18 protein-coding genes are annotated in these 22819 nt (G+C 38.7%); 11 read left to right on the top strand and 7 right to left on the bottom strand.

The genetic code is table 11. The annotated features are described in order from the left end of the window. Nucleotides 1–10 precede the first annotated feature (10 nt). On the bottom strand, nucleotides 11–862 hold the full coding sequence (locus tag LQ227_RS16500) for an SDR family oxidoreductase (protein ID WP_230141644.1): 852 nt from the start codon (nucleotides 860–862) through the stop codon (nucleotides 11–13). Nucleotides 863–1056: 194 nt separating this feature from the next. Between LQ227_RS16500 and LQ227_RS16505 the strand changes: the two genes are divergently transcribed. The 3 genes from LQ227_RS16505 (at nucleotide 1057) to LQ227_RS16515 (ending at nucleotide 3547) form a co-directional block, all read left to right on the top strand. Beyond that, nucleotides 1057–2406 (top strand): alpha-L-fucosidase, encoded by a 1350-nt coding sequence (locus LQ227_RS16505; RefSeq protein ID WP_230149999.1) that lies wholly within the window; start codon nucleotides 1057–1059, stop codon nucleotides 2404–2406. 127 nt (nucleotides 2407–2533) lie between these two features. After that, entirely contained in the window at nucleotides 2534–2785 is a 252-nt protein-coding gene (locus tag LQ227_RS16510; protein ID WP_230150000.1) for a hypothetical protein, read from the top strand. Between the two features lie 42 nt (nucleotides 2786–2827). Beyond that, nucleotides 2828–3547, top strand: a complete 720-nt coding sequence (locus LQ227_RS16515; RefSeq protein WP_230150001.1) for a hypothetical protein — start codon at nucleotides 2828–2830, stop codon at nucleotides 3545–3547. Between the two features lie 589 nt (nucleotides 3548–4136). Here the strand turns inward: LQ227_RS16515 and cobA are convergent. Beyond that, nucleotides 4137–4901, bottom strand: a complete 765-nt coding sequence (gene cobA / locus LQ227_RS16520; RefSeq protein ID WP_230150002.1) for a uroporphyrinogen-III C-methyltransferase — start codon at nucleotides 4899–4901, stop codon at nucleotides 4137–4139. A gap of 251 nt (nucleotides 4902–5152) precedes the next feature. On the opposite strand from cobA, the gene nirB reads away from it, so the two are divergent. The 7 genes from nirB (at nucleotide 5153) to LQ227_RS16555 (ending at nucleotide 15689) form a co-directional block, all read left to right on the top strand. Then, nucleotides 5153–7666 carry a nitrite reductase large subunit NirB gene (gene nirB, locus LQ227_RS16525; RefSeq protein WP_230150003.1) on the top strand — a complete coding sequence of 838 codons (2514 nt, stop codon included), beginning with the start codon at nucleotides 5153–5155 and terminating at the stop codon, nucleotides 7664–7666. A 35-nt stretch (nucleotides 7667–7701) separates the two neighbouring features. Next, entirely contained in the window at nucleotides 7702–8049 is a 348-nt protein-coding gene (gene nirD, locus LQ227_RS16530; protein WP_029276048.1) for a nitrite reductase small subunit NirD, read from the top strand. A gap of 51 nt (nucleotides 8050–8100) precedes the next feature. Next, nucleotides 8101–8496: a hypothetical protein gene (locus LQ227_RS16535; protein WP_230150005.1), complete on the top strand. Its 396-nt coding sequence runs from the start codon at nucleotides 8101–8103 to the stop codon at nucleotides 8494–8496. A gap of 38 nt (nucleotides 8497–8534) precedes the next feature. Then, nucleotides 8535–9902 carry an MFS transporter gene (locus LQ227_RS16540; protein WP_230141665.1) on the top strand — a complete coding sequence of 456 codons (1368 nt, stop codon included), beginning with the start codon at nucleotides 8535–8537 and terminating at the stop codon, nucleotides 9900–9902. A gap of 42 nt (nucleotides 9903–9944) precedes the next feature. After that, nucleotides 9945–13496 (top strand): nitrate reductase, encoded by a 3552-nt coding sequence (locus LQ227_RS16545; RefSeq protein ID WP_230150006.1) that lies wholly within the window; start codon nucleotides 9945–9947, stop codon nucleotides 13494–13496. 204 nt (nucleotides 13497–13700) lie between these two features. Then, nucleotides 13701–14204, top strand: a complete 504-nt coding sequence (locus tag LQ227_RS16550; RefSeq protein ID WP_230141676.1) for a nitrate reductase associated protein — start codon at nucleotides 13701–13703, stop codon at nucleotides 14202–14204. Nucleotides 14205–14207: 3 nt separating this feature from the next. Continuing rightward, nucleotides 14208–15689: a rubredoxin gene (locus LQ227_RS16555; protein ID WP_230150008.1), complete on the top strand. Its 1482-nt coding sequence runs from the start codon at nucleotides 14208–14210 to the stop codon at nucleotides 15687–15689. Here the strand turns inward: LQ227_RS16555 and LQ227_RS16560 are convergent. Together LQ227_RS16560 and LQ227_RS16565 are read right to left on the bottom strand one after the other, a co-directional pair. After that, nucleotides 15684–16268 (bottom strand): molybdenum cofactor guanylyltransferase, encoded by a 585-nt coding sequence (locus LQ227_RS16560; protein WP_230150010.1) that lies wholly within the window; start codon nucleotides 16266–16268, stop codon nucleotides 15684–15686. The genes LQ227_RS16555 and LQ227_RS16560 overlap by 6 nt on opposite strands. Nucleotides 16269–16583: 315 nt before the next feature. Continuing rightward, nucleotides 16584–17228, bottom strand: a complete 645-nt coding sequence (locus tag LQ227_RS16565; protein ID WP_230150013.1) for a Crp/Fnr family transcriptional regulator — start codon at nucleotides 17226–17228, stop codon at nucleotides 16584–16586. Nucleotides 17229–17465: 237 nt separating this feature from the next. On the opposite strand from LQ227_RS16565, the gene LQ227_RS16570 reads away from it, so the two are divergent. Beyond that, the gene (locus LQ227_RS16570) at nucleotides 17466–17666 is read left to right on the top strand and encodes a hypothetical protein (protein WP_029276036.1); all 201 of its coding nucleotides are present in this window, start codon (nucleotides 17466–17468) and stop codon (nucleotides 17664–17666) included. Between the two features lie 60 nt (nucleotides 17667–17726). Here the strand turns inward: LQ227_RS16570 and LQ227_RS16575 are convergent, their stop codons facing one another. Genes LQ227_RS16575 through LQ227_RS16585 form a run of 3 tightly spaced genes read right to left on the bottom strand, consistent with a single transcriptional unit; the run spans nucleotide 17727 to nucleotide 22706 of the window. After that, nucleotides 17727–19034 (bottom strand): PepSY domain-containing protein, encoded by a 1308-nt coding sequence (locus LQ227_RS16575; protein WP_230141685.1) that lies wholly within the window; start codon nucleotides 19032–19034, stop codon nucleotides 17727–17729. A gap of 36 nt (nucleotides 19035–19070) precedes the next feature. Beyond that, nucleotides 19071–20318: a DUF4374 domain-containing protein gene (locus LQ227_RS16580; protein ID WP_230141688.1), complete on the bottom strand. Its 1248-nt coding sequence runs from the start codon at nucleotides 20316–20318 to the stop codon at nucleotides 19071–19073. 30 nt (nucleotides 20319–20348) lie between these two features. Next, nucleotides 20349–22706, bottom strand: coding sequence for a TonB-dependent receptor (locus LQ227_RS16585; RefSeq protein WP_230141690.1), 2358 nt, complete (start codon nucleotides 22704–22706; stop codon nucleotides 20349–20351). Nucleotides 22707–22819: the final 113 nt, after the last annotated feature.

The following is a 22819-nucleotide window of genomic DNA, read 5'->3' on the forward strand; positions in this document are numbered from 1 at the left end:
GGTAAAGAAATTAACCGTTTACCACTTCACCGCCATTTACATGGATTACCTGTCCGGTGATAAATGAAGCATCGTCTGATGCCAGGAAGACATAGGATGGCCCAAGTTCTGAGGGTTGACCAGCCCTTTCCATGGCTGTTTCAGATCCAAATGACTTAATCTTTTCTTCATCAAAAGTAGATACAATGAGTGGTGTCCATACAGGTCCCGGTGCCACAGCGTTCACCCGGATACCTGCTTTGGCTAAATTAGTTGCTAGTGAACGTGTAAAAGAAGTTATTGCGCCTTTTGTTGAAGAGTAATCGATCAGATTTGGCGAAGAACGATAAGCCGTTACCGAGGTGGTATTGATAATGGTATCACCTGCCTGAAAATATTCCAATACCTCGTGCGCAAAGTAAAAATAGCCAAATATGTTAGTACGGAAGGTATCTTCCAACTGTTTATCATCGATTTTTTTGGGATCTTTCTGCGGAACCTGCATGCCCGCATTATTGACCAAAATATTGATCTTTCCAAACTCTTTAACTGTTGTTTCTACTGCTTTTCTACAAAATGAAGGATTTTTGACATCTCCTTTAATCAACAAACAATTTTTGCCTTCAGCTTCAACCATTTTTTGAGTTTCTATCGCATCAACGTCTTCGTCCAGATAAACTATAGCAACGTTGGCACCTTCCCTTGCAAAATGAACGGCTACCGAACGACCAATGCCACTATCTCCACCGGTAATTAGGGCAACCTTATCATCCAGTTTCCCTGCTCCCTTATAGTTTGCTTTAATTACTTCAGGTTTTGGATCCATCTTTGCCTCTATTCCTGGTTGTTTGTTTTGTTTGGCAGGTGTTTTTTGAGTTTTCATCGTTTCTTTTGTCAAATTAAGTTCCACAATACTGCCAATTAAACAAGAATGGCATCTTCAAAGTTTTAAGAAATTCAACCATCTCCGTTAAAACTTAAACCAATTTAACTTAATATTTTGCTCATATTCCATCATTTTGAAAGGATATACCTCAGTAAATTAGACCTTTAAATGCTAACCAAAAGAAACCGAAAATGAGAAAAACAATTTTATCAGCTTTGTTCATAGTGGGCTTAACCTTGCCTGGCTTTGCTCAAAAACGATTAGGCAATGAAACCGCTGCCCAAAAAACCAAAAGAATGGAATGGTGGACCGATGCACGCTTCGGCATGTTTATCCACTGGGGCCTCTATGCATTACCAGCCCGTCATGAGTGGGTAAGAAATTATGAGCACATTACCAACGAAAACTATCAGAAATACTTCGATCAGTTTAATCCTGATTTATTTAACCCTAAAAAATGGGCCAGAGAAGCTAAAGAAGCAGGCATGAAATATGCCGTTTTAACCACCAAACACCATGAAGGTTTTATTTTATTTGATAGTAAATTTACTGATTATAAGGCCACCAAAACACAAGCCAAAAGAGATTTGGTTAAAGAATTTGTTGAGGCTTTCCGTGCCGAGGGTATAAAAGTAGGCTTTTATTATTCGCTGATTGATTGGCATCACCCCGATTTTCCTGTTGATAGGTACCATCCTTTGAGGCCTGATAAAGATCATGAAGATCAATATGCAGTATTAAATAAAAACAGGGATATAGCAAAATACCGCAAGTACCTGTACGATCAGGTAACCGAGCTACTTACTAAGTACGGCAAAATCGACATTCTTTGGGCAGATTTCTCTTACCCTGGTAAAAACGGTAAAGGTCGTGATGATTGGGGTTCGATAGCACTACTTAAGCAGATTAGAAAACTGCAGCCACAAATTATTGTTGATAACCGCCTGGATCTTAATGACTATGAAGATGGTACGGATTTCGAAACACCAGAACAGGTTAGTCCGAAGGAATTGGAAAAATACCGCGGTAAAGTTTGGGAAACCTGCCAAACCTTTTCAGGCTCATGGGGATATCACCGTGATGAAAACACCTGGAAAAGCAACAGGAAATTATTAGATCTATTGATTACTTCAGTAGCCAATGGAGGAAATTTATTGTTAAATGTTGGGCCTACTGCGCGTGGTGAGTTTGATAACAGAGCAAACATTGCTTTAGATAGCCTAGGCCTTTGGATGCACGCCAATTCGAAATCTATTTACCATTGTACTTTCGCCCCAACCGAATTTAAAGCACCCGAAGGCGTAAAACTCACTTACAATAACGACACCAAAAAACTGTATGTGCATTTGTTCGAATATCCTAATACAGGCTACATTACACTGGATGGATATAAAGACAAGGCAAAATATGCGCAGTTTTTACATGACAACTCTGAAATACAGATTGATACTGAAAAATCGACCGGGAATACCTTGGTATTAAAACTACCAAAGAAAAAACCCGACTTCGAAATCCCGGTAATCGAATTGACCTTAAATTAATCTACCCATATTAATTATTGGCCTGCAAGTTAAACCTTGCAGGCTTTTTTTGTAGAATAATGATGAGTGTTCAAAGCCGAATAAAACATATTCCGATTCTCATTTGTATAAAACTTAAACAAGAGAAATGAGAATAAAAGGCAGCTTTATTTACACGCTTAAAACGGGCGAAAATGCGTTAATCTTGCTAACAGAAAATAAAATTGATCAGGATAAACTTTACCATTATTTAACGGTAGATGCTTATCGGTTTAAAAAAGAGATTGTGCAAGAAGAACCCGGGATCGAACTGATATCTGCAGGTTATAAAAATGAAAAGGATGAAGTAATCTGGAACCATGAATATATTCCTGTACCCAAATGGTACGATCAGAATTAAATCAGACTAAACATATTAGGGGCAGCCGATGTTAAAATAGCTATGAAGCTTTTTGTGCCTTTACTTTTACTCTGTTCTTGTTATGCGAAATCCTTTGCTCAATATAGCGATAGCACCAATTACCATATATTGCTCACTTCAACAGGATCAATTAACCGAACGAATGAAGACCGTGCCTATTTGTTGAATAATGCGTTCAATTTTGGCCTTAAAAAGAAAAGTTTCGTATTAAATTCTACTTCTGCCTGGTTTTACGGCAAACAGAACAACAATTTAACCAATAACGATTTTTCTACCACGTTAAATTTTAACCTGTATAAAACCTTTTCTCATTTTAATTATTGGGGTTTGGTGAATTATAATACCAGTTATTCCTTAAAATTAAAAAATCAGCTGCTAGCTGGTGGTGGAATTGCCTATAGCATATTAGATAAAGAAAATGCATACATAAACATCAGCAATGGGGTACTTTTCGATCAGAGCAGTTTAATTGTTGGTGATAGTTACCATACTTATAGAAATTCGTTACGGTTACAATATCATTTTATAATCAAAAACCTGATTACTATTGATGGAAATCATTTTTTGCAGAATTCCTTCTCTAGAAAAGGCGATTACATTATCCGTTCATCAGCAACCATTGGATTAAAACTTCGCAAATGGATCAGTTTAACTACAGCATTAAACTACAACAAACTGAACATTACCAGTAGCGAAAACCTAAACCTTACTTATGGGTTAACACTTGATAAATATTTTTAGACAAGTCTGGAGTCCGAAATTTGATCTCAATATCATAGTCCAAAGATCCCTCCTCCGAAGGAGTTCCTTCGGAACACTCCGCGGCTCTTCGGTCGGGATGACGATCTTTCTATGGGTTCTTTCAATAGAGGAATATTATAATTCTTTTTTTCTGGAAAGCAGAAGCAGCAGCATTTGGGTTTATACAGTCCTGCTCTGCGTTCTTTCCGATGAAGGATCGGAACCACTGCGATCAGGTTTAAGTGGGACAGTCAGCAGAACGATTAATGGTTGAAGTGAGCAGGAACAAATTTTTTTTCGGAATTATACTAATTTAACCCTCAATAGCAGTAAAAGCCTTCCGATTTTAAACCTGATTGACGCGGAAATCCTTTTTTGTCACCTGAGCGAGCTTGTACTGAGCGCAGTTGAGGTGAGGGGCAAAAAAAGATTGAAGCAAAAAGCAGGACGAACATTAAAAACAGCTACAACAATTGCTTTCCAAACAATACCAGGAGTATTATAATTCTTTTTTTTTATAAAGTCGGAGGACTATTTAAATGGAGTCAATTAACAAATTAAACCAATGACCATTGAACTAATGAACTATCTATGCCGACAACAACTCTCCCTGATTTAAGTTCGCATAAGCTTTAGCCTGCACCACATTGCCTATAATAATAATAGCAGGATAAGTTAAGCCCGCCTGTTCAGCAGATTCCTGTAAATTTTGCACTGAACATACCACTTGTTTTTGATTGGGCAAGGTAGCATGCTGAATAACAGCCGCAGGCATATTACCTAAGCCCGCATCACAATAAGCTTTAGAGATTTCGCCAACTTTTTTCATACCCATATATATAACAACTGTAGCCGAACTTTTCATGGCACACTTTAAATCGTTGGTTAAACTTCCGTCCTTCTTGGTTCCGGTAAGGATCCAAACACTTTCACTAATGCCACGGTGTGTTAAAGGAACATCAATAAAGCCTGCGCCCTGCATACTACTTATACCTGGAATGTAATGACATTTGATGCCCCTGGCCTCCGCATAAATCAATTCTTCGAAGCCTCTGCCAAAAATAAAAGGATCTCCACCCTTTAAACGCACCACTACTTGATAATTTTGGGCATTTTCAACAATTAATTCATTTATTTTCTCTTGTGGTGTGTATTTTCCATAAGGTTGTTTGCCAACATAGATCATTTTGCAATTTTTCGGCGCAATTTCTAGCAATTTTTCATTACTTAAGTTATCATAGAGAATAACTTCTGCTCTTTTTAGCACATTATAAGCTTTCATAGTGATCAATTCAGGATCTCCAGGACCTCCACCCATTATAAAAAGTCCAAAATCGTTAGTTTTTTGATTCATAATTTTAATGATTTAACTATTTAAACATAAAAGTGATGAAAATTTATTAAAAAATTAAATTTTTTATGATAAAAATCACACAGAAGCAACTTTTAATTGAATTTTAACCTATATTTGAATATCAAAAATCATATAAATATTAAAACATGAATTTTTGAATCGATTATTATCAATAAAAAACAACAAAACAAATAATTCGAAACAAAAAACAACCAACAGAAACCAACAAACACAAAATACCTTTAAGATTTATGAAAGAACCACAAATAATCGTAATAGGAAATGGAATGGCGGGATATAAATTCTGCGAAAAGCTAAGATCAAAAACCTCTTCTTTTAATCTTATCGTTTTTGGCGAAGAACCCCGCAGGGCTTATGACCGTGTTCATCTAAGTGAATATTTTAACGGAAAAACTGCTGATGATCTTTCTCTTTCTACTGAAAACTGGTATCAAGAGCAAAATATTACCCTTTTCTTAAATAATCCAATCGTTAAAATAGATCGCGAACTTCAAAAAGTTTATACGGCCAGTGGCCTTGATTATCATTACGATATTCTTGTTTTTGCTACCGGCTCGGGGGCTTTCGTTCCCAATATCCCTGGTATTGAGAAAGAAGGTGTTTTTGTTTACCGTACCATTGAAGATCTTGACCTGATTAGCGGTTATGCCAAAAAGGCCAAAACAGCTTCGGTTATCGGTGGTGGTTTACTGGGATTGGAAGCTGCTAAAGCATTAATAGATCTGGGCATCGAAAAAACGAGCATTATCGAATTTGCACCGCGCTTAATGCCAAGACAAATTGATGCTGCAGGTAGCGATATGCTTAAATCTAAACTCGCCGATCTTGGTTTACAGATCCACTTAAATAAAAACACAACAAGTATTGAAGGCGATGGCCGTATTACCGCATTAAAGTTTAGCGATGATACTGCTTTAGATGTAGATATGCTTGTCATCTCTGCTGGTATAAAACCACGTGATGAACTGGCAAAGGCATGCGGTATCGAGGTTGGTCCACGCGGTGGGATTGTTGTGGACCAAAAAATGCAGACCAATGATCCGGCTATTTTTGCCATTGGCGAATGCGCTTTGTACGATGGAATGATTTATGGCTTAATTGCTCCTGGTTATGAAATGGCCGAAGTGCTGGCTGCAAACCTTTGCGAAGGTGAAAAAACCTTCACAGGGTTTGATATGAGTACTAAACTGAAACTGATCGGTATCGATGTGGCCAGTTTTGGCGATAATTTTATTACCGAACCCGATTGCCGCACCATCATCTTCGAAAACAAACACAAAGGCGTTTATAAAAGAATAAATGTTAGTAATGACGGGCAATACCTTTTAGGAGGTATATTGATTGGAGATGCAACAGCTTACAACCTGCTGTTGCAGACCTCTAATAACCGGATTGTATTACCAGAAAACCCTGAAGAACTGATTCTGGGTGCGCGTGGCGGAAGCGAACCTGCCGGCGGAGCCGGAATTACAGGTTTACCAGACGGTGCATTGATCTGTAGCTGCGAGGGCGTGAGCAAAGGTGATATCTGCGCTGCAGTTGCCGATGGCTCTTGCGAAAACATTGATGACTTAAAAAAATGCACCAAAGCAGGCACAGGCTGTGGTGGATGCTTGCCAATGGTTAAAGACTTGATGACTTATACCTTAAAATCACAAGGTAAGTATATCAAAAATGTAATTTGCGAACACTTTAACTATAGCCGACAAGAACTTTTTGACCTTATTCATATCCACGAACTAAAAAGTTATGATGAAGTATTGGATGCTTTAGGTAAAAATGACGGTTGCGAGGTATGTAAACCATTAGTGTCATCGCTCCTCGCCAGTCTTTGGAACGAAATGATCCTTAAAAAAGGAAATGATGTAGCCCAAGATAGCAACGATCGTTTTCTGGCCAACATTCAAAAAGGCGGCTCATACTCAGTGGTACCAAGGGTTCCGGGTGGCGAAATTACACCCGATAAATTGATCGTAATTGGCGAAGTAGCTAAAAAATATAACCTCTACACCAAAATTACCGGAGGTCAGCGTATTGATATGTTCGGCGCACACCTTAACGATCTTCCTATTATCTGGGAGGAATTAATCGCTGCAGGTTTTGAAAGCGGACATGCTTACGGAAAAGGCTTAAGAACGGTTAAAAGCTGCGTAGGTAGTACCTGGTGCAGATTTGGCTTGCATGACAGTGTAAGTTTCGCCATCCGGATCGAAGAAAGATACAGGGGTATCCGTGCACCGCATAAGTTTAAATCAGCTGTAAGTGGCTGTATCAGAGAATGTGCAGAAGCACAGAGCAAAGACTTCGGCATTATTGCTACCGAAAAAGGCTGGAACTTATATGTATGTGGTAATGGAGGTAGCAAACCTCAACATGCCCTTTTACTGGCAACAGATTTAGATAGTGAAACCTGCATTAAATACATTGATAGATTTTTGATGTTTTACATCCGCACTGCCGATCCACTTACCAGAACAGCAACCTGGCTGAACAAAATGGAAGGTGGAATAGATTATCTGCGGAATGTAATCATTAACGATAGTTTAGGAATGGCCGCCCAATGGGAAAATGAAATTGAAAACTTAATTGCCTCTTACAAATGCGAATGGAAAGAAGCTGTAGAAAATCCTGCGATCAGAAAACGCTTCTCTCATTTTGTAAATGCACCGGAAGACAAAGATCCAACTATAGAATTTGTTGAGATGCGCGGACAAAAAAGAACCGCCGAATGGAAAACAGTTTAATAATAATCTTTACAAACCTTATAAAACCCAAAATTATGAATGAACAATCAAATTGGCTAGCAGCCTGCCGAGTCGAGGATGCCATTGAGAACGGTGGCGTTTGCGTAAAACATGGTGAAGATCAGATTGCACTTTTCTATTTCACCAGAAGAAATGAGTGGTACGCCACACAAAATGAGTGCCCGCATAAAAAACAGATGGCATTAAGCCGTGGAATGATTGGATCTACTACCGATGAACCTAAGGTAGCCTGCCCATTCCACAAAAAAACATTCTCATTGAGCACTGGCGAATGTTTAAGCGGCGATGAATGCGCAATAAAAACCTATCCTGTAAAGATAGAAAACGGAACCGTTTACATTGGTACAACACCAAAATCTTAACCTGACCCAGTAAGATTAACTATATTCGGTATAAACTTAAACCAAACAAACATGAAAATTCAAAATTATGCTGCAGTATCCTGCTGCCTTGCACTTACCTTGTTCTTTTTTTCGGCTAAATCACAAACTAAAGCTGTTTTATTCGATGGTACTATCGTTGCCGGATATGTTGATCATGGTGCTTTTATAAACTGTACAGGCCCGGGCATCAAATTCAGCAAAAAACCTTATACCGTTTTATTGGGATTGTTACCCAGCTTAAGAATCAAAGAAGATAAAGTTGCCGCCGGAGCGCCAAAAAATGCAGTCCTCACTCCTAGCCTTGGTTTTGGCTTAACAACGGTATTTCGCCATGTAGCCTTACAAGTACCACTATACTATAACCCTAAAACCGCAGTTAAAAATGGCGAATGGAACGTTGGCGTAGGCTTAGGCTATAAATTTTAAAAGAACCCATTTATTTATTTACGCTTAAACAGATCGTTATGACACTAAACTCCATTACTAAACCGCTAGATAAATTAAATATATTTTCGTTCAAAGGTGTTCAGATGAAAACCTTTCACATCACCTGGCTAACTTTCTTCTTTTGTTTTTTCGCTTGGTTCGGCATGGCCCCCCTAATGAAAATTGCAAGAGAGCAATTACACCTTACCAAAGATCAGGTGGGCAACATTCAGATTGCTTCAGTATCAGCTACTATTATTGCCCGTTTACTGATCGGACGGCTAATCGATAAATTTGGCCCCAAACTTATTTACACCTGGCTTTTGGTACTGTGTGCCATTCCGGTACTGTTAATCGGAACCAGTCATTCTTATACTTCATTTTTGCTTTTCCGCTTGGCCATTGGCGTAATCGGCGCTTCATTTGTAATTACCCAATTTCACACCTCCATTATGTTTGCTCCGAACATTAAAGGAACCGCAAATGCAACTGCAGGTGGCTTCGGTAATGCAGGTGGTGGTGCTGCGAATTTATTTATGCCATTAATCGCATCTGGCATTACCGCTCTGGGCTTTTGTAGCACTGAAGACAGCTGGCGTTATGCTATGATTTTCCCTGGTGTAATGCTTTTAGTATGTGCATTTTTATATCACCGTTATACTTTAGATACCCCACAGGGAGATTTTAAGGATTTAAAAGACGAAACCATAAAAAGCACCAAAAACACATTTTTAATCGCCGCAAAAGATTACCGCACTTGGATTTTAACCATTGCCTACGCTGCCTGTTTTGGTGTAGAAATAACGGTTGATAACTTCGCACCGATCTTTTTTACTGATTCATTCGGCGCAACAATCGCCATAGCCGGAATGGTTGCAGGTATTTTTGGCTGGATCAATGTTTTTGCCAGACCATTGGGTGGAATTGTTGCTGATAAAATCGGTAAAACCTGGGGATTTGATGGCAAAACACTTTTACTTGCACTATTGCTTCTGATAGAAGGAATCGGCCTGATCTGGTTCGCAAAATCGGGCAATATTGGAATGGCTATTTTTATGATGTTCGTTTTTGGTCTAAGCTTAAAAATGGCCAACGGAGCAACCTATAGCCTTGTTCCTTTCATTAATCCACTTGCAGTTGGTAGTGTAGCAGGTATTGTAGGTGCTGGCGGAAATATCGGCGCTATGCTTATTGCATTTATGTTTAAAGCCAAAGCTGGTCATGCGACTAAAAATGTAATCGAAAACGGGCATTCTATTCAAAAAGACCTGATCGATTATACCAGTGCATTTACCTTTCTAGGCTTTATCATTCTCGGAATTGGCATTGCTGTATTTATTTTCAGAACCATTATGGCACAGAAAAGCGCAGTAATAGAAGATCTTGTACTTACACCAAGCAAGTAGTCATACCAAAAGTAAAAATCTACCTACAATACCGTTGATCATTTGAAAGAAGAAAAGAATATATCGCTAAATAATACAACAACATGCTGCTACTGCGGAGTGGGCTGTGGTATTGTGGTAAATAAAGATATCCATGAGCGGATAACAGTTGAAGGAGATAAAAACCACCCTGTAAATAAAGGCATGTTGTGCAGTAAAGGCATGAATCTGCATTACACCGCGAATGACAAAAGCGACAGACTGCTTTACCCCGAAATGCGTTACAACAAAAACATGCCCCTCCAAAGGGTAAGCTGGGATACCGCACTAGAAAGAACAGCAGCCGTTTTCAAAGCATTGATTAAAAAACATGGACCCGATAGTGTGGCTTTTTATGCAAGCGGACAATGTTTAACGGAAGAATATTATGTAGTAAACAAATTGATTAAAGGTTTTATCGGTAGCAATAATATCGATACCAACAGCCGCTTATGTATGAGCAGTGCGGTTGTTGGTTATAAAATGAGCTTAGGTGAAGATACTGTGCCCATTAGTTACGATGATATTGAAATTGCCGATTGCATTTTTGTTGCGGGCGCAAATCCAGCATGGTGCCATCCTATCCTTTGGCGCCGTGTTGAAGCCGCAAAGCAAAAAAATCCAGACCTAAAGATCATTGTAAGCGACCCGCGAAAAACGCAGACCTGCTCGCTTGCCAATGTCCATTTGCAACTCAATCCAGGCACCGATATTACCCTTCACCACGCCATCGGCCGATGTTTAATTGAAGATGGAAAAATCGACGCTGATTTTATCATCAACAGTACCAATGGTTATGAAAAATACCATGCTACCGTTTTCCAAACCTCACTGGCCGAAGCAGCAGTTATTTGTGGAATAAAAGAAAGTGATATCCGCCTGGCTGCATCGTACATCGGCAATGCAAAAGGTTTCATCAGCATGTGGACGATGGGACTTAACCAAAGTGTGGTGGGCACTAATAAAAACCTTTCGTTAATCAACCTAAACCTGATTACCGGCCATATTGGCAAACCTGGAAGCGGACCTTTTTCACTCACCGGACAACCAAATGCCATGGGCGGACGAGAAGTTGGTGGTTTAAGCAATTTATTGCCGGCACATCGCGTTTTAGCCAACGAAAGTCACCGCAATGAGGTCGAAAAATTTTGGCAGATCCCATTGGGCACCATACAATCTAAACCGGGCTTAACTGCAACCGAAATGTTTGATGAACTGAATACAGGAAAGCTCAAAGCGGTTTGGATTTTATGCACCAATCCATTGATTAGTCTACCTGATGTTCGTGTAGCCGAAGAAGGATTAAAAAAAGCGAAATTTGTAGTTGTTCAAGACATTAGCAATAAAGTAGAAACCTTAAAATACGCTGATGTGGTTTTACCTGCAGCTGCCTGGGTAGAAAAAGAGGGCACCATGACCAATGCAGGCCGCTATATTTCTTATCTCAGTAAAGTAACCGAAGCACCTGGAGAAGCCTTACCAGATTCGGAAATTATCTGCCGGTTTGCAAAAAAAATGGGCTACCACGGTTTCGATTTCAAAAGTGCTTCCGAAATATACAACGAGCATGCAGCCCTTACGGAAGGAACCAACATTGATATCAGCGGACTTAATTATGAGATTTTAAGGGAAAAAAGAGCCGTTCAATGGCCTTATCCGAAGCAAGAAAAGGCCTTCGGAACAGCCAGGTTATTTACCGATCACCAGTTTTACACACCAGATAAAAAAGCTAATATTTTATCATTTGATGACCAAAACCAATCCGAAGCTTTAACACCGGAACATCCATTGATTTTAACCACCGGAAGGATCAGAGATCAATGGCATACCCGAAGCAAAACAGGCAAGGTAAATAAATTGAACCAGCATATCAGCGAATCTTTTTTAGAGATCAACCCAATTGATGCCGAGATTCGGCATATTAAAGACAATGATATTATCGAAATTTCCAGTTTACGTGGAAATGTTCGTGTAAAAGCAAAATTTTCGGAAGATATTAAACCCGGAGTGGTTTTTATGCCCATGCACTGGGGAAAAATCTTAAAAAGTGACCTAAACCGGGTGAACAACCTCACCAATAACCTGGTTGACCCACTAAGCAAAGAACCCGATTTTAAATTTAGCGCTGTAGAAGTAAAATTATATCAAAAAGCCCGGCAAAAGATCATTGTTATTGGAGCTGGCGCTGGTGCCTGTGGTTTTGTTAAAAGTTACAGGGCTTTAAATACCGAAGATGAAATTGAGATCTTTAGCAAAGAGAATTTCCCTTTTTACAACAGGGTACTTCTCCCCGATTATATTATTGGCACTTTACCCTGGCATAACCTCATTAAAATGAGCGATAGTGAGGAAACCGATTACAGAATTAAACTGCACCGGGGACTAGGTATCGAAAAAATCAACAAGGAAAATAAAACTGTTATCGATAGTAATGGAGAAACCCACCATTACGACGTTCTGCTCCTGGCTACTGGAAGCAGGGCTTTTGTGCTTAAAGATATCCCAAAACTAAACGGCATATTTACCATGCGCAGCCGCAATGATGCTGACAGTTTTAAAAAACATGTGGATACCACAAATGGAAAAGTAGTAATTGTTGGTGGCGGTTTATTGGGAATCGAATTGGCCACATCTTTGGCTGAAACAGGATCAAAAGTGACGATTATCCAACGGATATCGAGATTAATGGGTCGCCAGTTGGATGCATTAGGCAGTCAGTTACTACATGAAGAACTGACCAGCAAAAGCATTGAGATTTTTTATAATGATGAAGTAGACCGGATTATCGGAGAAAAAAATATTTCAGGCATCCGTTTAAAAAGTGGTTTATTGATCGATTGCGAATCTTTAGTAATTGCCATAGGTACTGTTCCGAATACTGAACTGATTAAAGAAGCAGGCATAGAGTGTAAAAGAGGTGTTGTGGTTGATGAATACCTGAGAACCACCGAAAAAGACATTTATGCCATTGGTGAAATTGCCGAATTTAAAGGCCAGATGTACGGCATTACCGCAGCAGCAGAACAACAGGCAGAAATAGTGGCACGATTTCTTTGCGGAGATATTGCTAAATTTTACCAGGGCAGCCTGCTCATGAATATCCTTAAAATGCACAGTTTAGAACTCTGTTCATTAGGTTTGGCCGAAATACCAAACAACGACCCTACTTATGAGGAAATTGTTTTTATTGATAAAGCCAAACGTTACTATAAAAAATGTATTGTACACAACGATAAATTGGTTGGGGCGATATTAATCGGCGATAAAAGCGAGTTTTTGGAGTTCCGCAACCTGATCGAAAATAAAATGGAGTTGAGCGAAAAGCGGCTTCAATTATTAAGAAGTGGTAAAACAACCGAACCTATTATAGGCAAAACCGTATGCAGCTGCAACAATGTTGGCGAAGGTAACCTGATCAACAAAATTAAAGATGGCTGTAAAGATCATGTGCAGCTTTGCCAGTTAACTGGCGCCGGAATGGGCTGTGGCAGTTGCAGGCCCGAGGTAAAAGCCATATTAGATTCTTTTGTAAATGTATTAAAAACGGAAGCTAAGCAGGTTTTAGTAGAGAAATGATAGATTTTCGTGATTCTTCATAAGCTTGTATCATAGTACGAATTGTCATCCTGTCCAAAGGAATCCTGCAGAGAGCTTGTCGAAGGACCATACTTAAATACACTTTGATGTGTTTCGACAAGCTCAACATGACAGAATAAGAAGAGTAAGTTCTCTATCTTTAATGTAAGGTTCAGAGTATAATATTTAAAATTAAAGAAAGTGATGAAAGTAAAAATAGGTCCTTCAGAATTTAAAAACCTAAAAGGGATTGAATATTTTAAGTTCGAAGAAGATTTTATTGAAGAAAATGTGCGCTGTATCCCGATGATCGTGCGTTTTAAAATGGATGCCGCAGGAATAAAACTAAAATTGGCTGAATGGAGCAAATTTCATCCATCGGAACGGATCCAACTGGCATTACTACCCGTTTCAACTCAGGAACAAACAGATAAGTACCATCAATTTCTGATTGGCCTGATTACCAAATATACTGGAAATCAAGCCACCACGCTAGCTATCGACCCGCTACCCGATTGGGGAAACCTACATCAAATCCCTACGATGCTAAAAGAAAAGGCGACAGAATTAGCTTTGCAGCTTTCCTTAAACCAATGGCGAAAACTCACTAATATCCAAAGGTTTGCGCTTTTAAAATTATGCAGACCAGGACACGAAAACAAAAACTTCCCAAAGGCAGTAGTAGAATTTGGACTTTTAAATAGCTAAGCCATGTATCAAACCATCATCATCAACTTTCCAGGCGGCATCATATCACCGGGCAATTTGTATAATATCCTGGTTGCGGCAACAAAAGCGCGGATCCAATATGTTCGTTTTGGCCTACGCCAGCAGTTATTGATTGATACTACAACCTACAATATTACCATATTTACGTGTGAAATGGATAAACTTGGAATCGATTATGAAGTAGACACCAATAATTTCCCGAATATTATCAGTTCTTATCCTGCTGAAGAGATTTTTATCCGCAAAACCTGGCTTACCGAAGGTGTATATAAGGATGTTTTAGACGATATCGACTTTAGACCTTCCGTTAAAGTCAATATCTGTGATAGCGACCAAAGTTTTACCCCCATGTTAACGGGTAATATCAACTGGATTGCCTCTTCACAATCCGAACATTATTGGCATTTGATCATCCGGTTTCCAAAAACCAATGTAACTTATGAATGGAATCAGCTTTGTTACACCAACCATATTGCACAGGTTACCAAAGCGTTGGAGGGTATTATCAAAAACAATCAGTCACAGTTTGTAGATAATCCACAAGCCAATGGCGAAGCGCTCTTTGCACTTTTGGATCAGGACAATTTCATTCTTAAACAAGCCGAAAACACCGTATCGCTATCTTCATTTAACCTACCTTATTACGAGGGCTTAAACCGGTATAACAATAAATATTGGTTGGGTATCTACAGGCGTGATGAATTGTTCAGCATTCCATTCTTAAAGAAACTCTGCCAGCTTTGTTTAGATACCAAACTCGGTCAGTTGTGCTGTACCTCCTGGAAAACCATTATTATAAAAGGAATTGATGAAAAAGACAAAAACCTTTGGAATGGCTTGCTCGAAGAATTTGAGATCAATATGCGGCATGCGGCCAACGAACTTAACTTTCAGGTGGAAGACAATTGTAACGAAGGCTTAGCATTAAAAAATTTTCTTGTTAAACATTTAAGCATTGATGATACCAGGACGTTTGGAATATGCTTTGGCATTAAAACACGCAAAAAAAGTGAGGTTTTCAGTAGTATCCTCATCCAAAAACGCCACTTGATTAATGTATTGGGTTTAAAACTACTCCCCGTTTACGATATCCTTTGCGCTAAAGATTTTAACCCCAACGAGCGTACCGGCGAAATTTTTAGCAGGAGTAATCCTAGTTTTTTATTACCAGAACAAGTAAGGCGTTCGATATTTAAGTTTTACAAATACCGTTTAAATGCGATAAAAACCGGTAATCAAAAACAGAGCTTTCAAACTGAAGAAGCGATAAAAAAAGATGGCGAGTTTTTATACCAGTGTAACAATTGCTTTACAGTGTACAACGAGCGCATTGGCGAAATTGAAAACAACATTAACCCAGGTACGGCATTTAAAGATTTACCGGAAGGTTATTGTTGCATGCTTTGCGAAGGAGAGAAAGACAATTTCACTAAAATTGATCAATCGGCCTTGCAATTGTTATAAGCCGTTTATTTCTGCATGCGAGTTAAAATTACTGAAATAACGATAATCTTGGTCCTCAATGGCAATTTCGCAAACTCGCAAATAACTTAAAACGTATTTCATGCTGTGTTTGGCCAAACCATTGGCTTGAAGCAGGTGTACAATTTTTTTCAAACCCTCAAATTTATAAATCCCGCATAAAGGTTCTTGCTGACCATCTTTGGTGAAAATATAAGCCTCGAAAGAATCATCAGCTTTAAGTGAATGGATTAGCTTTTCCAACAACCTGATTTCCATCAACAACATATCGCAGGCCAATAGGAACAGATCTTCCTCTGGATTTGACAAATGCGCAGAAAGCACCCCCAATAATGGTCCCTTGATATCAAGCAAAGAATGATCAACTATCAGGCATTCATCCCCAAAATACCCTGCATAGGTTTCTTGCTGCAATGGATTAACTGAAAATTTTACAGGGAGATCAAGCGCACTTAAGCTATCAGCTGCCATCTGTGCCCATAATTTATCCTGATGGCTGAGCAAACCTTTATCAGTGCCCATCCGTAAGCTCTGCCCGCCACATAAAACGATTCCTAGCATATAATGTTAATCATTTAAAAACTGGTTATTAATTAAGCTGAGCGAAATAAATATTTGAAAAGATACTTCGACTACACTACCATTGACAGACTCCAATAGAATGGCCGTCATCTCGACTGTAGCGCAGCGAAATGGAGAGATCTTTGTACCAAGTTATTTAAATCAAATTTAAAAGATTTCTCCACTGCGGTCGAAATGACGATATTTCAAGACCATTCGCCTGTTTTATCCATCTGTCATTTATATTGATTTATATAATTAATTATCCCTCAGCAACAACAATAAATTTTAAAAAATTAAAAGCATGAACATTAATTACTTATTACTCAAATCTGTTAGTCCAGCCTCGTTTAAAATACCAATTTGCTTTCCTTTCACTATTATTGACTTTTCTGCTAACAGCTCGTTCATGGTCCTAAAAACGGTTTCGTAAGTGGCACCGGTAAAAGCAGCCAGATCCTGACGGCTTAGTGCTAAATTTAAAAATCCTTCGGCATCTAATCCAAATTGATCTCTCAATCCTAAAATAGCCACAGCAAGCCTTCCTTTAACCGACATTAAAGCTAAATTACGCATTTTCTTTTCTGAAGCGTGTAATTCATCGGCATAAAACATCAACAAACCATAGGCAAATTCCTGGTTTACTTTTATGGTAGTTTTAAAAAAATCGATATCTACAAAACAAAGTTTAGTGGTTTCTAACGCAGTTGCCGATATGGGATAAGTAGAAATACTGCTGCTGATTCCCCTATGTCCAATTATGGCTCCATCGTTTGCAAAACGTAAAATCAGTTCTTTGTCGCCCCATTGTTTATGCACTTTTACATTACCCGAAGTAACAAAATAAACACCACTAACCGGATCGCCCTCTTTGATAATTACTTCCCCTTTTTTAGCGATAAAATTTCGTTTATGGCTCTCGATAGCAGGATGCCACTCTTTTAATGTGAGTTGGCACATAAAACAGGTTTTAAGATCGCAGTTATTATTTTTCTTCATATTTTATTGGGGATGTTGGGTAAAAATAGCAAATCATTGCTCAATTATTGGGTATCGTAAGCAAATTCGATGATTCTTCACTATTGTTGAAAATTTTATAAGAATAAAACTCATTGAAAGAGAACACTTAGCATTTTTTACAGGCATCCTTACCACAAAGAAGTTTAAAGATATGCCATCAAATCATAATTTTGTGTTATGGCAAATACAAACGTTAGAAAATCAATTCAGAATAAGATCGAATCATTGGGTAAGGAAATCGAAAGCTTACAGGCAGAACTAAAAAGATGGGAAAAAATTGCAGCCGATTATGAAACCAACTCGGAAAGCATTGATTTGATTTTATCGATACAATTACCTGAAAAACCAGAACCAAAAACTAAAAAGGTAAAATTGTAAGACATTAAAACAAGAAAACCCGGACAATGTCTGGGTTTTCAATTAATCATATCCTGAATATTAATCCTGTTCTATAACTTCTTCCACTTTTTTTACCGGAATTTTAACTCTCGGCTTAAAATCAGTAGGCTTATTATCACCTTCGGTTAAAACGGGCGATTTCTTTACAGCTTTCTTTTTGAATTTCCTACCATACCAGATCAGAAAGCCGGTTATAGGTAAACTTGCCCCTATTAGTGATGCTAAAAAAGCCATTACTTTACCTGGGAAACCCAAAATACTCCCCACATGGATATCGTAATTCATTTTGCGAAGTTTACCGCCAAAACCAGCTTCTTCGTAAGCAATAGCATAAACACCTTCGCGTTTAAATTCTTTTAAAGTATGCTGATCGAAGGTATAGCCCTGGTTATTGTAAAACTGACCTGTATTAGGATAAACCGTAATATTAATCGTGGCTTTTGCTTTTGAAGTATCGGGAAAATTATAGAAAAAACCCTGTGATTTTGGATGACGGCGAATTACTTTTTGCCAGACCAGATCCATCGCTTTTTGAGGTGTGTAAAATTTCCCAACGGCTAATGAATCTGATTCCAGGCGTTGGAAATCGCCTAATTTATCACCTCCAGAGGTTACCCAATACAAACCTTCGCTGTACCATTTAATGCCATAAACCATTCCTGTCAAGGCAATAAAAAGCAAAAAGATTAAAGAATAAAAGCCAAGTACATTGTGTAAATCGAGGTTTATCCTTTTAAATGAGGCTCCCCATTTAATTTTGAAACTCTTATCGCGGGTTGATTTGTTCCATTTTTTAGGATACCACCAGATTAATCCCGTAATTAACAAAACCACAAATATCATGGTTCCGTAGTTTACAATCGGTCTTCCGATGGCATAAGGCAACCACAAGAAACGGTGACCGTTGAGGATAAACCTAAAAAAATCGACCTCTCCTTTTTTATGTACCACTTTGCTGATTACCTCTCCTGTATAAGGATTAATTTTTAAACTGGTTCCTCCTCCGCGCCGTCCTTCATCCTTTTTTCCCCTTAAATTTAAACTTATCGCCCTTCCCTGTTGATATTGTGCATACGAAGGAATCTTTTCAGGGTAAAGCTTAAACGCAATGGCACTCAGTTGCGATGGTGTAATCACAGGCTTATCCTGCTTTTCAATTTTGGTTTCAGGTTCCAATAAACCTGTAATTTCTTCATTAAAAACCCAGATACAGCCTGTTATACAAACAATGAGAACAATGACACCCGATATTAGGCCAAGCCAGAGGTGAAGCCATTTATTGATCCTGTTAAATAACGAATCTTTATTTTTTTTCTTTGCCAGAGTAGTTTTATTTACCGTTGCCATTGTTCTGTTTTTAGTTTTTGAGATAATAATTTGTTGTTATTTCAAATGCTGAACGGCAGTGATTACCCCACCTTCTACTTTTAAGCCTCTTGTAGCTGTTGCTGTAGCTGCATCAATTTTATACACATAGCTTGTACCATCACTTAAATTGAAGCCCAGGTAAGCCAGTTTTCCATCTTTTGGCGTATAGTTATTTGTAGTGATGCTAGAGATAGCGGTTTCGGCGGGAAGCCCCGTAACTTTTTTGAAGGTTTTATCAACTACATTTAATACACCTATAGTCTTACCTACTGTATAAGCGCCTTTGTTGGCTTTTAATATCGCATTTACAATGAAATTATTACCACCGATATAAATCCAATTGGTAATTACATAACCACCAGATACAGATTCAAAATCTAGAAAATAAGTTAAATCGAACGCTGTTGTGCCTGCTTTGATTTTGGTAATTGCTGAAGGTTTGGTAGAGGTTATTTTCGAATCTGTAAGCACATCAGTAGTTTCAGTATTATCGTCAACAGCCACTGAGCTCGAAAATGCATAAACATCTCCATTTTCTACTACGCCCAATCCATCAGTAAAATATCTTCCGATAAAACTTGTACGGTCATCTTCAATTACTTTCTCTAATTTCATTTCCGGATAAGAATAAACGGCTATCCAGGCTGTGTTAGGGTATTTTGTCCAGAACCTGCTGCCGTTGATACAGAAAAACGGCGCATACACTTTATTTCCTACCTGTTTAATCCAGCTAAAATGCGCGATTTCTCCGTTGTTTGCAGGAGCTGTGGCATCTAATGTTCCTTCTCCAGAGATTAAAAGGCTATTGGTATTTACTTTATACCAGCTTGCTGTTGGAGCGGTTAAATTTCTTGGGATTTTAATCAATAACAGATCGTCGTTAACTGGCGCAAAAGCCTGAACGGTTTCAGTCTGAAAATTAGAAACCTTATTTAGTTTGCCTGCTAAAATATTGTAGGTAGTTACCGCACCCGGATTTCCCTGACCGTAAAGCATACTGAAAAACTTATTGTTATGCGTAACATAATAGCGATAAGTTCCATCTTGTTCTACTCCGTTTCCAGCGGTAGAGATTGTGCCTTTATCCAGATCACTGGCAGTAAGCAAATAATCGGCAACACCTGTAGAAGCCACTGGTGTAACGGCGAGGATAAAGTTTCCTGGATTTTCCGGAACACTTTCGCTCTCTTCTTTTTTTGAACACGAGGTAAGTACAGCAGCGAAAGCTAAAGCGATAAACGCTTTGGTAAAGTTTGTTTTCATATTACTTTTTTTATGTATTAATTATTGATTTTAATTGATGAAATACCTCAGGTTTAGGTAGAACGCCCTACCTGGTTTTTGAAGACTAAAATTATCGAAGAGGTCGGCATTGGTGATATTTTTGGCTTCCAATCCAATATTATAGCGGCCTTGTTTTAAGCTGTACACGAAGTTTAAATCATGATTGAACTGCTGTGGAATCACTTTTTTATCGCCAGCTGCGCCCTGACTTGGCCAGTACAGCCAAAAAGCATGCACATATAACAAGTTATAACCAATAGATAAATTATTGCCTTTACGGCCCAGATCTTTTAATGCAACCGAAACATCTCCATTGCCATATAGGTATGGAATATTGGGCATCTGATCCAGGTACACATTGCTTACATTGGTGAATTTTTCGCCCGTACTTGGATTAACTTCGTATTTCTGAAGATTTTTAAGGTTCTGATAGGTAATTGTGGTACCAACACTTAACCAGTTTTTATACGAATACCTGATTTCGGCATCACCACCTATTGTTCTTACCCCGTCGCGGTTATCGGCAACGAGTTTTGATTGATTTTGATTCAATCTGTTATAGATAAAATTGGTCGCATTGCGGTAAATACCATTGACCGTAAAAGAGAAATTATGTTCCCGGTCAATAGCGAAACTGTAACCAAGGCCCAAATTAAAATTGTCGCTTTTTTCGGGCTTTAAACTTGGGTTGGCATCCTGGTTTTCTACATCACCAAAAATCTCCTGAGCCTCAGGCATACGGTTGGTAAGCTCGTAGGAAGCTTTTAACTGCGTGTTCCGGTTAATAAAATAAGTAGCTGCAGCGCCATAACCTAACCTATCGGTACTATTTTTACCAGCAGTGCTGCCGCTTCCGTTAACATTGCCCTGATTGATATATTTCCCGAAAACTGTTGCGCTCCATCGGTCTTGTACATCGAAATTATAACCTAACCCCAGAACATTTTTATTGGTTTTCTTTGGCCTTTCGTAATCTGCATTGGCAGGATTTAATTCATCGCTACCTTTTCGGTTAAAAGTGGTAAATACATTGCTTACCGCGACCGATTGATTGTCGTCTATTTTGTAATTCAACATGGTTGTTGCCAAGCCATTGTTGTTTTTGTATTTGTACAAACTCCTGGAGCGTTCGCCATTCGTTCCATTCGGTTTACTGTTTCCGTACCAGTCGTACCTAACATTTAAAGTATCAATATTCTGTTCGTTACCTAAATTGTAGTTGGCATTAATGGTTACATCTAAACCTTTGATCAGGTTTTCTTTCTTATATTTTAAGGTGGGCATCAATATGTTACCCCTACGGTGCCAGCCTCCGAAAACCGAAACCATCCTGGCACCGGTTTGTATTTCTTTATAATTCTGACCAACTGTAATCCCAAACAAAAGTTTATCCGCATAACTTTTATCCACCACACCCACATTTGCGATTAAAGTTTCATTGTGATATTTATCGTTAAACCTCTTCAAAGATGCAATTGGTGCATAAGCTCCGGTGTAAATATCAGAGGCCTCTACATTTACCCTATAATCATTGTCCGAATAATTCTGAAAGGCATTTAATTGAAAAGTTAGCCCATTTGCTGAGGTAGCCGCTGCATTGATTACACTTCTATGCGTATTAAATGATCCGAATGAGTAAGAAACGTCAACATAATTGCGGTAACGATCGCCAGTTACAATATTGATGGCGCCGCCTAAGGCATCAGCGCCCAGCCACATTGGTACCACACCTTTATATACTTCGATCCTATCTGCAATGTTGATGGGAATATTGTTGATCTGGAAAGATGATCCAAAATTATCCATCGGGATACCATCAATAAAATACCTCACATGATTACCCGAAAAACCATTTAAAGAAAGGTTAAAGTTTGAGCCAACCCCTCCCGATTCCCTTACCCTAATGCCCGCTACCCGATCTAAAGCACCAGAAATATCAAGCGTAGTATTGTAAAGTTTTTTGGCATCAACTGAAGTTACATTAAAAGCCTGCCGGTTAATTTCCTGATTGGCCGTTCTCCCAATTACATTAACGGTTTCCATTTGCTCGGTAGATTCTGACAAGCTAAAATTGAAACCACCTGACTGACCATCAGCTACACTGATCTCTTTTTTTTGTGTTTTAAAACCAACTGCAGATACCTGTATGGTGTACTTACCCAGAGGAATATTGGAGAGTTTAAAATTCCCACTTTGGTCTGTTAATGTACCATAATTGGTTTTGTGGATTTTAATGGTAGCCCCGGGAAGCGGATTACCATCATTGGATTTGATTTGCCCCGAGATACTCAACAGTTGGTTTTGGGCAGAAGTAAAAATTACACAGGCACATAGCATGCCCAATAGCAAAATTTTCTTAATTTGCATGGCTTTTAATGGAGATTAAAGGTGAGCCGGATTTCCGGTTTAGCCACATGGGTCTGAACCGTGTGGCATTTTTGTTTTCGGCAAATATAACCGCTATTTAGATCAAGTCCAAA

The organism is Pedobacter sp. Bi27 (genome assembly GCF_918698255.1).
Classification (GTDB): domain Bacteria; phylum Bacteroidota; class Bacteroidia; order Sphingobacteriales; family Sphingobacteriaceae; genus Pedobacter.

Bases quoted from the DNA above. Each gene is read 5' to 3' on its own strand.
- LQ227_RS16500 (WP_230141644.1), bottom strand. From the start codon at position 862: ATGAAAACTCAAAAAACACCTGCCAAACAAAACAAACAACCAGGAATA.
- LQ227_RS16505 (WP_230149999.1), top strand. From the start codon at position 1,057: ATGAGAAAAACAATTTTATCAGCTTTGTTCATAGTGGGCTTAACCTTG.
- LQ227_RS16510 (WP_230150000.1), top strand. From the start codon at position 2,534: ATGAGAATAAAAGGCAGCTTTATTTACACGCTTAAAACGGGCGAAAAT.
- LQ227_RS16515 (WP_230150001.1), top strand. From the start codon at position 2,828: ATGAAGCTTTTTGTGCCTTTACTTTTACTCTGTTCTTGTTATGCGAAA.
- cobA (WP_230150002.1), bottom strand. From the start codon at position 4,901: ATGAATCAAAAAACTAACGATTTTGGACTTTTTATAATGGGTGGAGGT.
- nirB (WP_230150003.1), top strand. From the start codon at position 5,153: ATGAAAGAACCACAAATAATCGTAATAGGAAATGGAATGGCGGGATAT.
- nirD (WP_029276048.1), top strand. From the start codon at position 7,702: ATGAATGAACAATCAAATTGGCTAGCAGCCTGCCGAGTCGAGGATGCC.
- LQ227_RS16535 (WP_230150005.1), top strand. From the start codon at position 8,101: ATGAAAATTCAAAATTATGCTGCAGTATCCTGCTGCCTTGCACTTACC.
- LQ227_RS16540 (WP_230141665.1), top strand. From the start codon at position 8,535: ATGACACTAAACTCCATTACTAAACCGCTAGATAAATTAAATATATTT.
- LQ227_RS16550 (WP_230141676.1), top strand. From the start codon at position 13,701: ATGAAAGTAAAAATAGGTCCTTCAGAATTTAAAAACCTAAAAGGGATT.
- LQ227_RS16555 (WP_230150008.1), top strand. From the start codon at position 14,208: ATGTATCAAACCATCATCATCAACTTTCCAGGCGGCATCATATCACCG.
- LQ227_RS16560 (WP_230150010.1), bottom strand. From the start codon at position 16,268: ATGCTAGGAATCGTTTTATGTGGCGGGCAGAGCTTACGGATGGGCACT.
- LQ227_RS16565 (WP_230150013.1), bottom strand. From the start codon at position 17,228: ATGTGCCAACTCACATTAAAAGAGTGGCATCCTGCTATCGAGAGCCAT.
- LQ227_RS16570 (WP_029276036.1), top strand. From the start codon at position 17,466: ATGGCAAATACAAACGTTAGAAAATCAATTCAGAATAAGATCGAATCA.
- LQ227_RS16575 (WP_230141685.1), bottom strand. From the start codon at position 19,034: ATGGCAACGGTAAATAAAACTACTCTGGCAAAGAAAAAAAATAAAGAT.
- LQ227_RS16580 (WP_230141688.1), bottom strand. From the start codon at position 20,318: ATGAAAACAAACTTTACCAAAGCGTTTATCGCTTTAGCTTTCGCTGCT.
- LQ227_RS16585 (WP_230141690.1), bottom strand. From the start codon at position 22,706: ATGCAAATTAAGAAAATTTTGCTATTGGGCATGCTATGTGCCTGTGTA.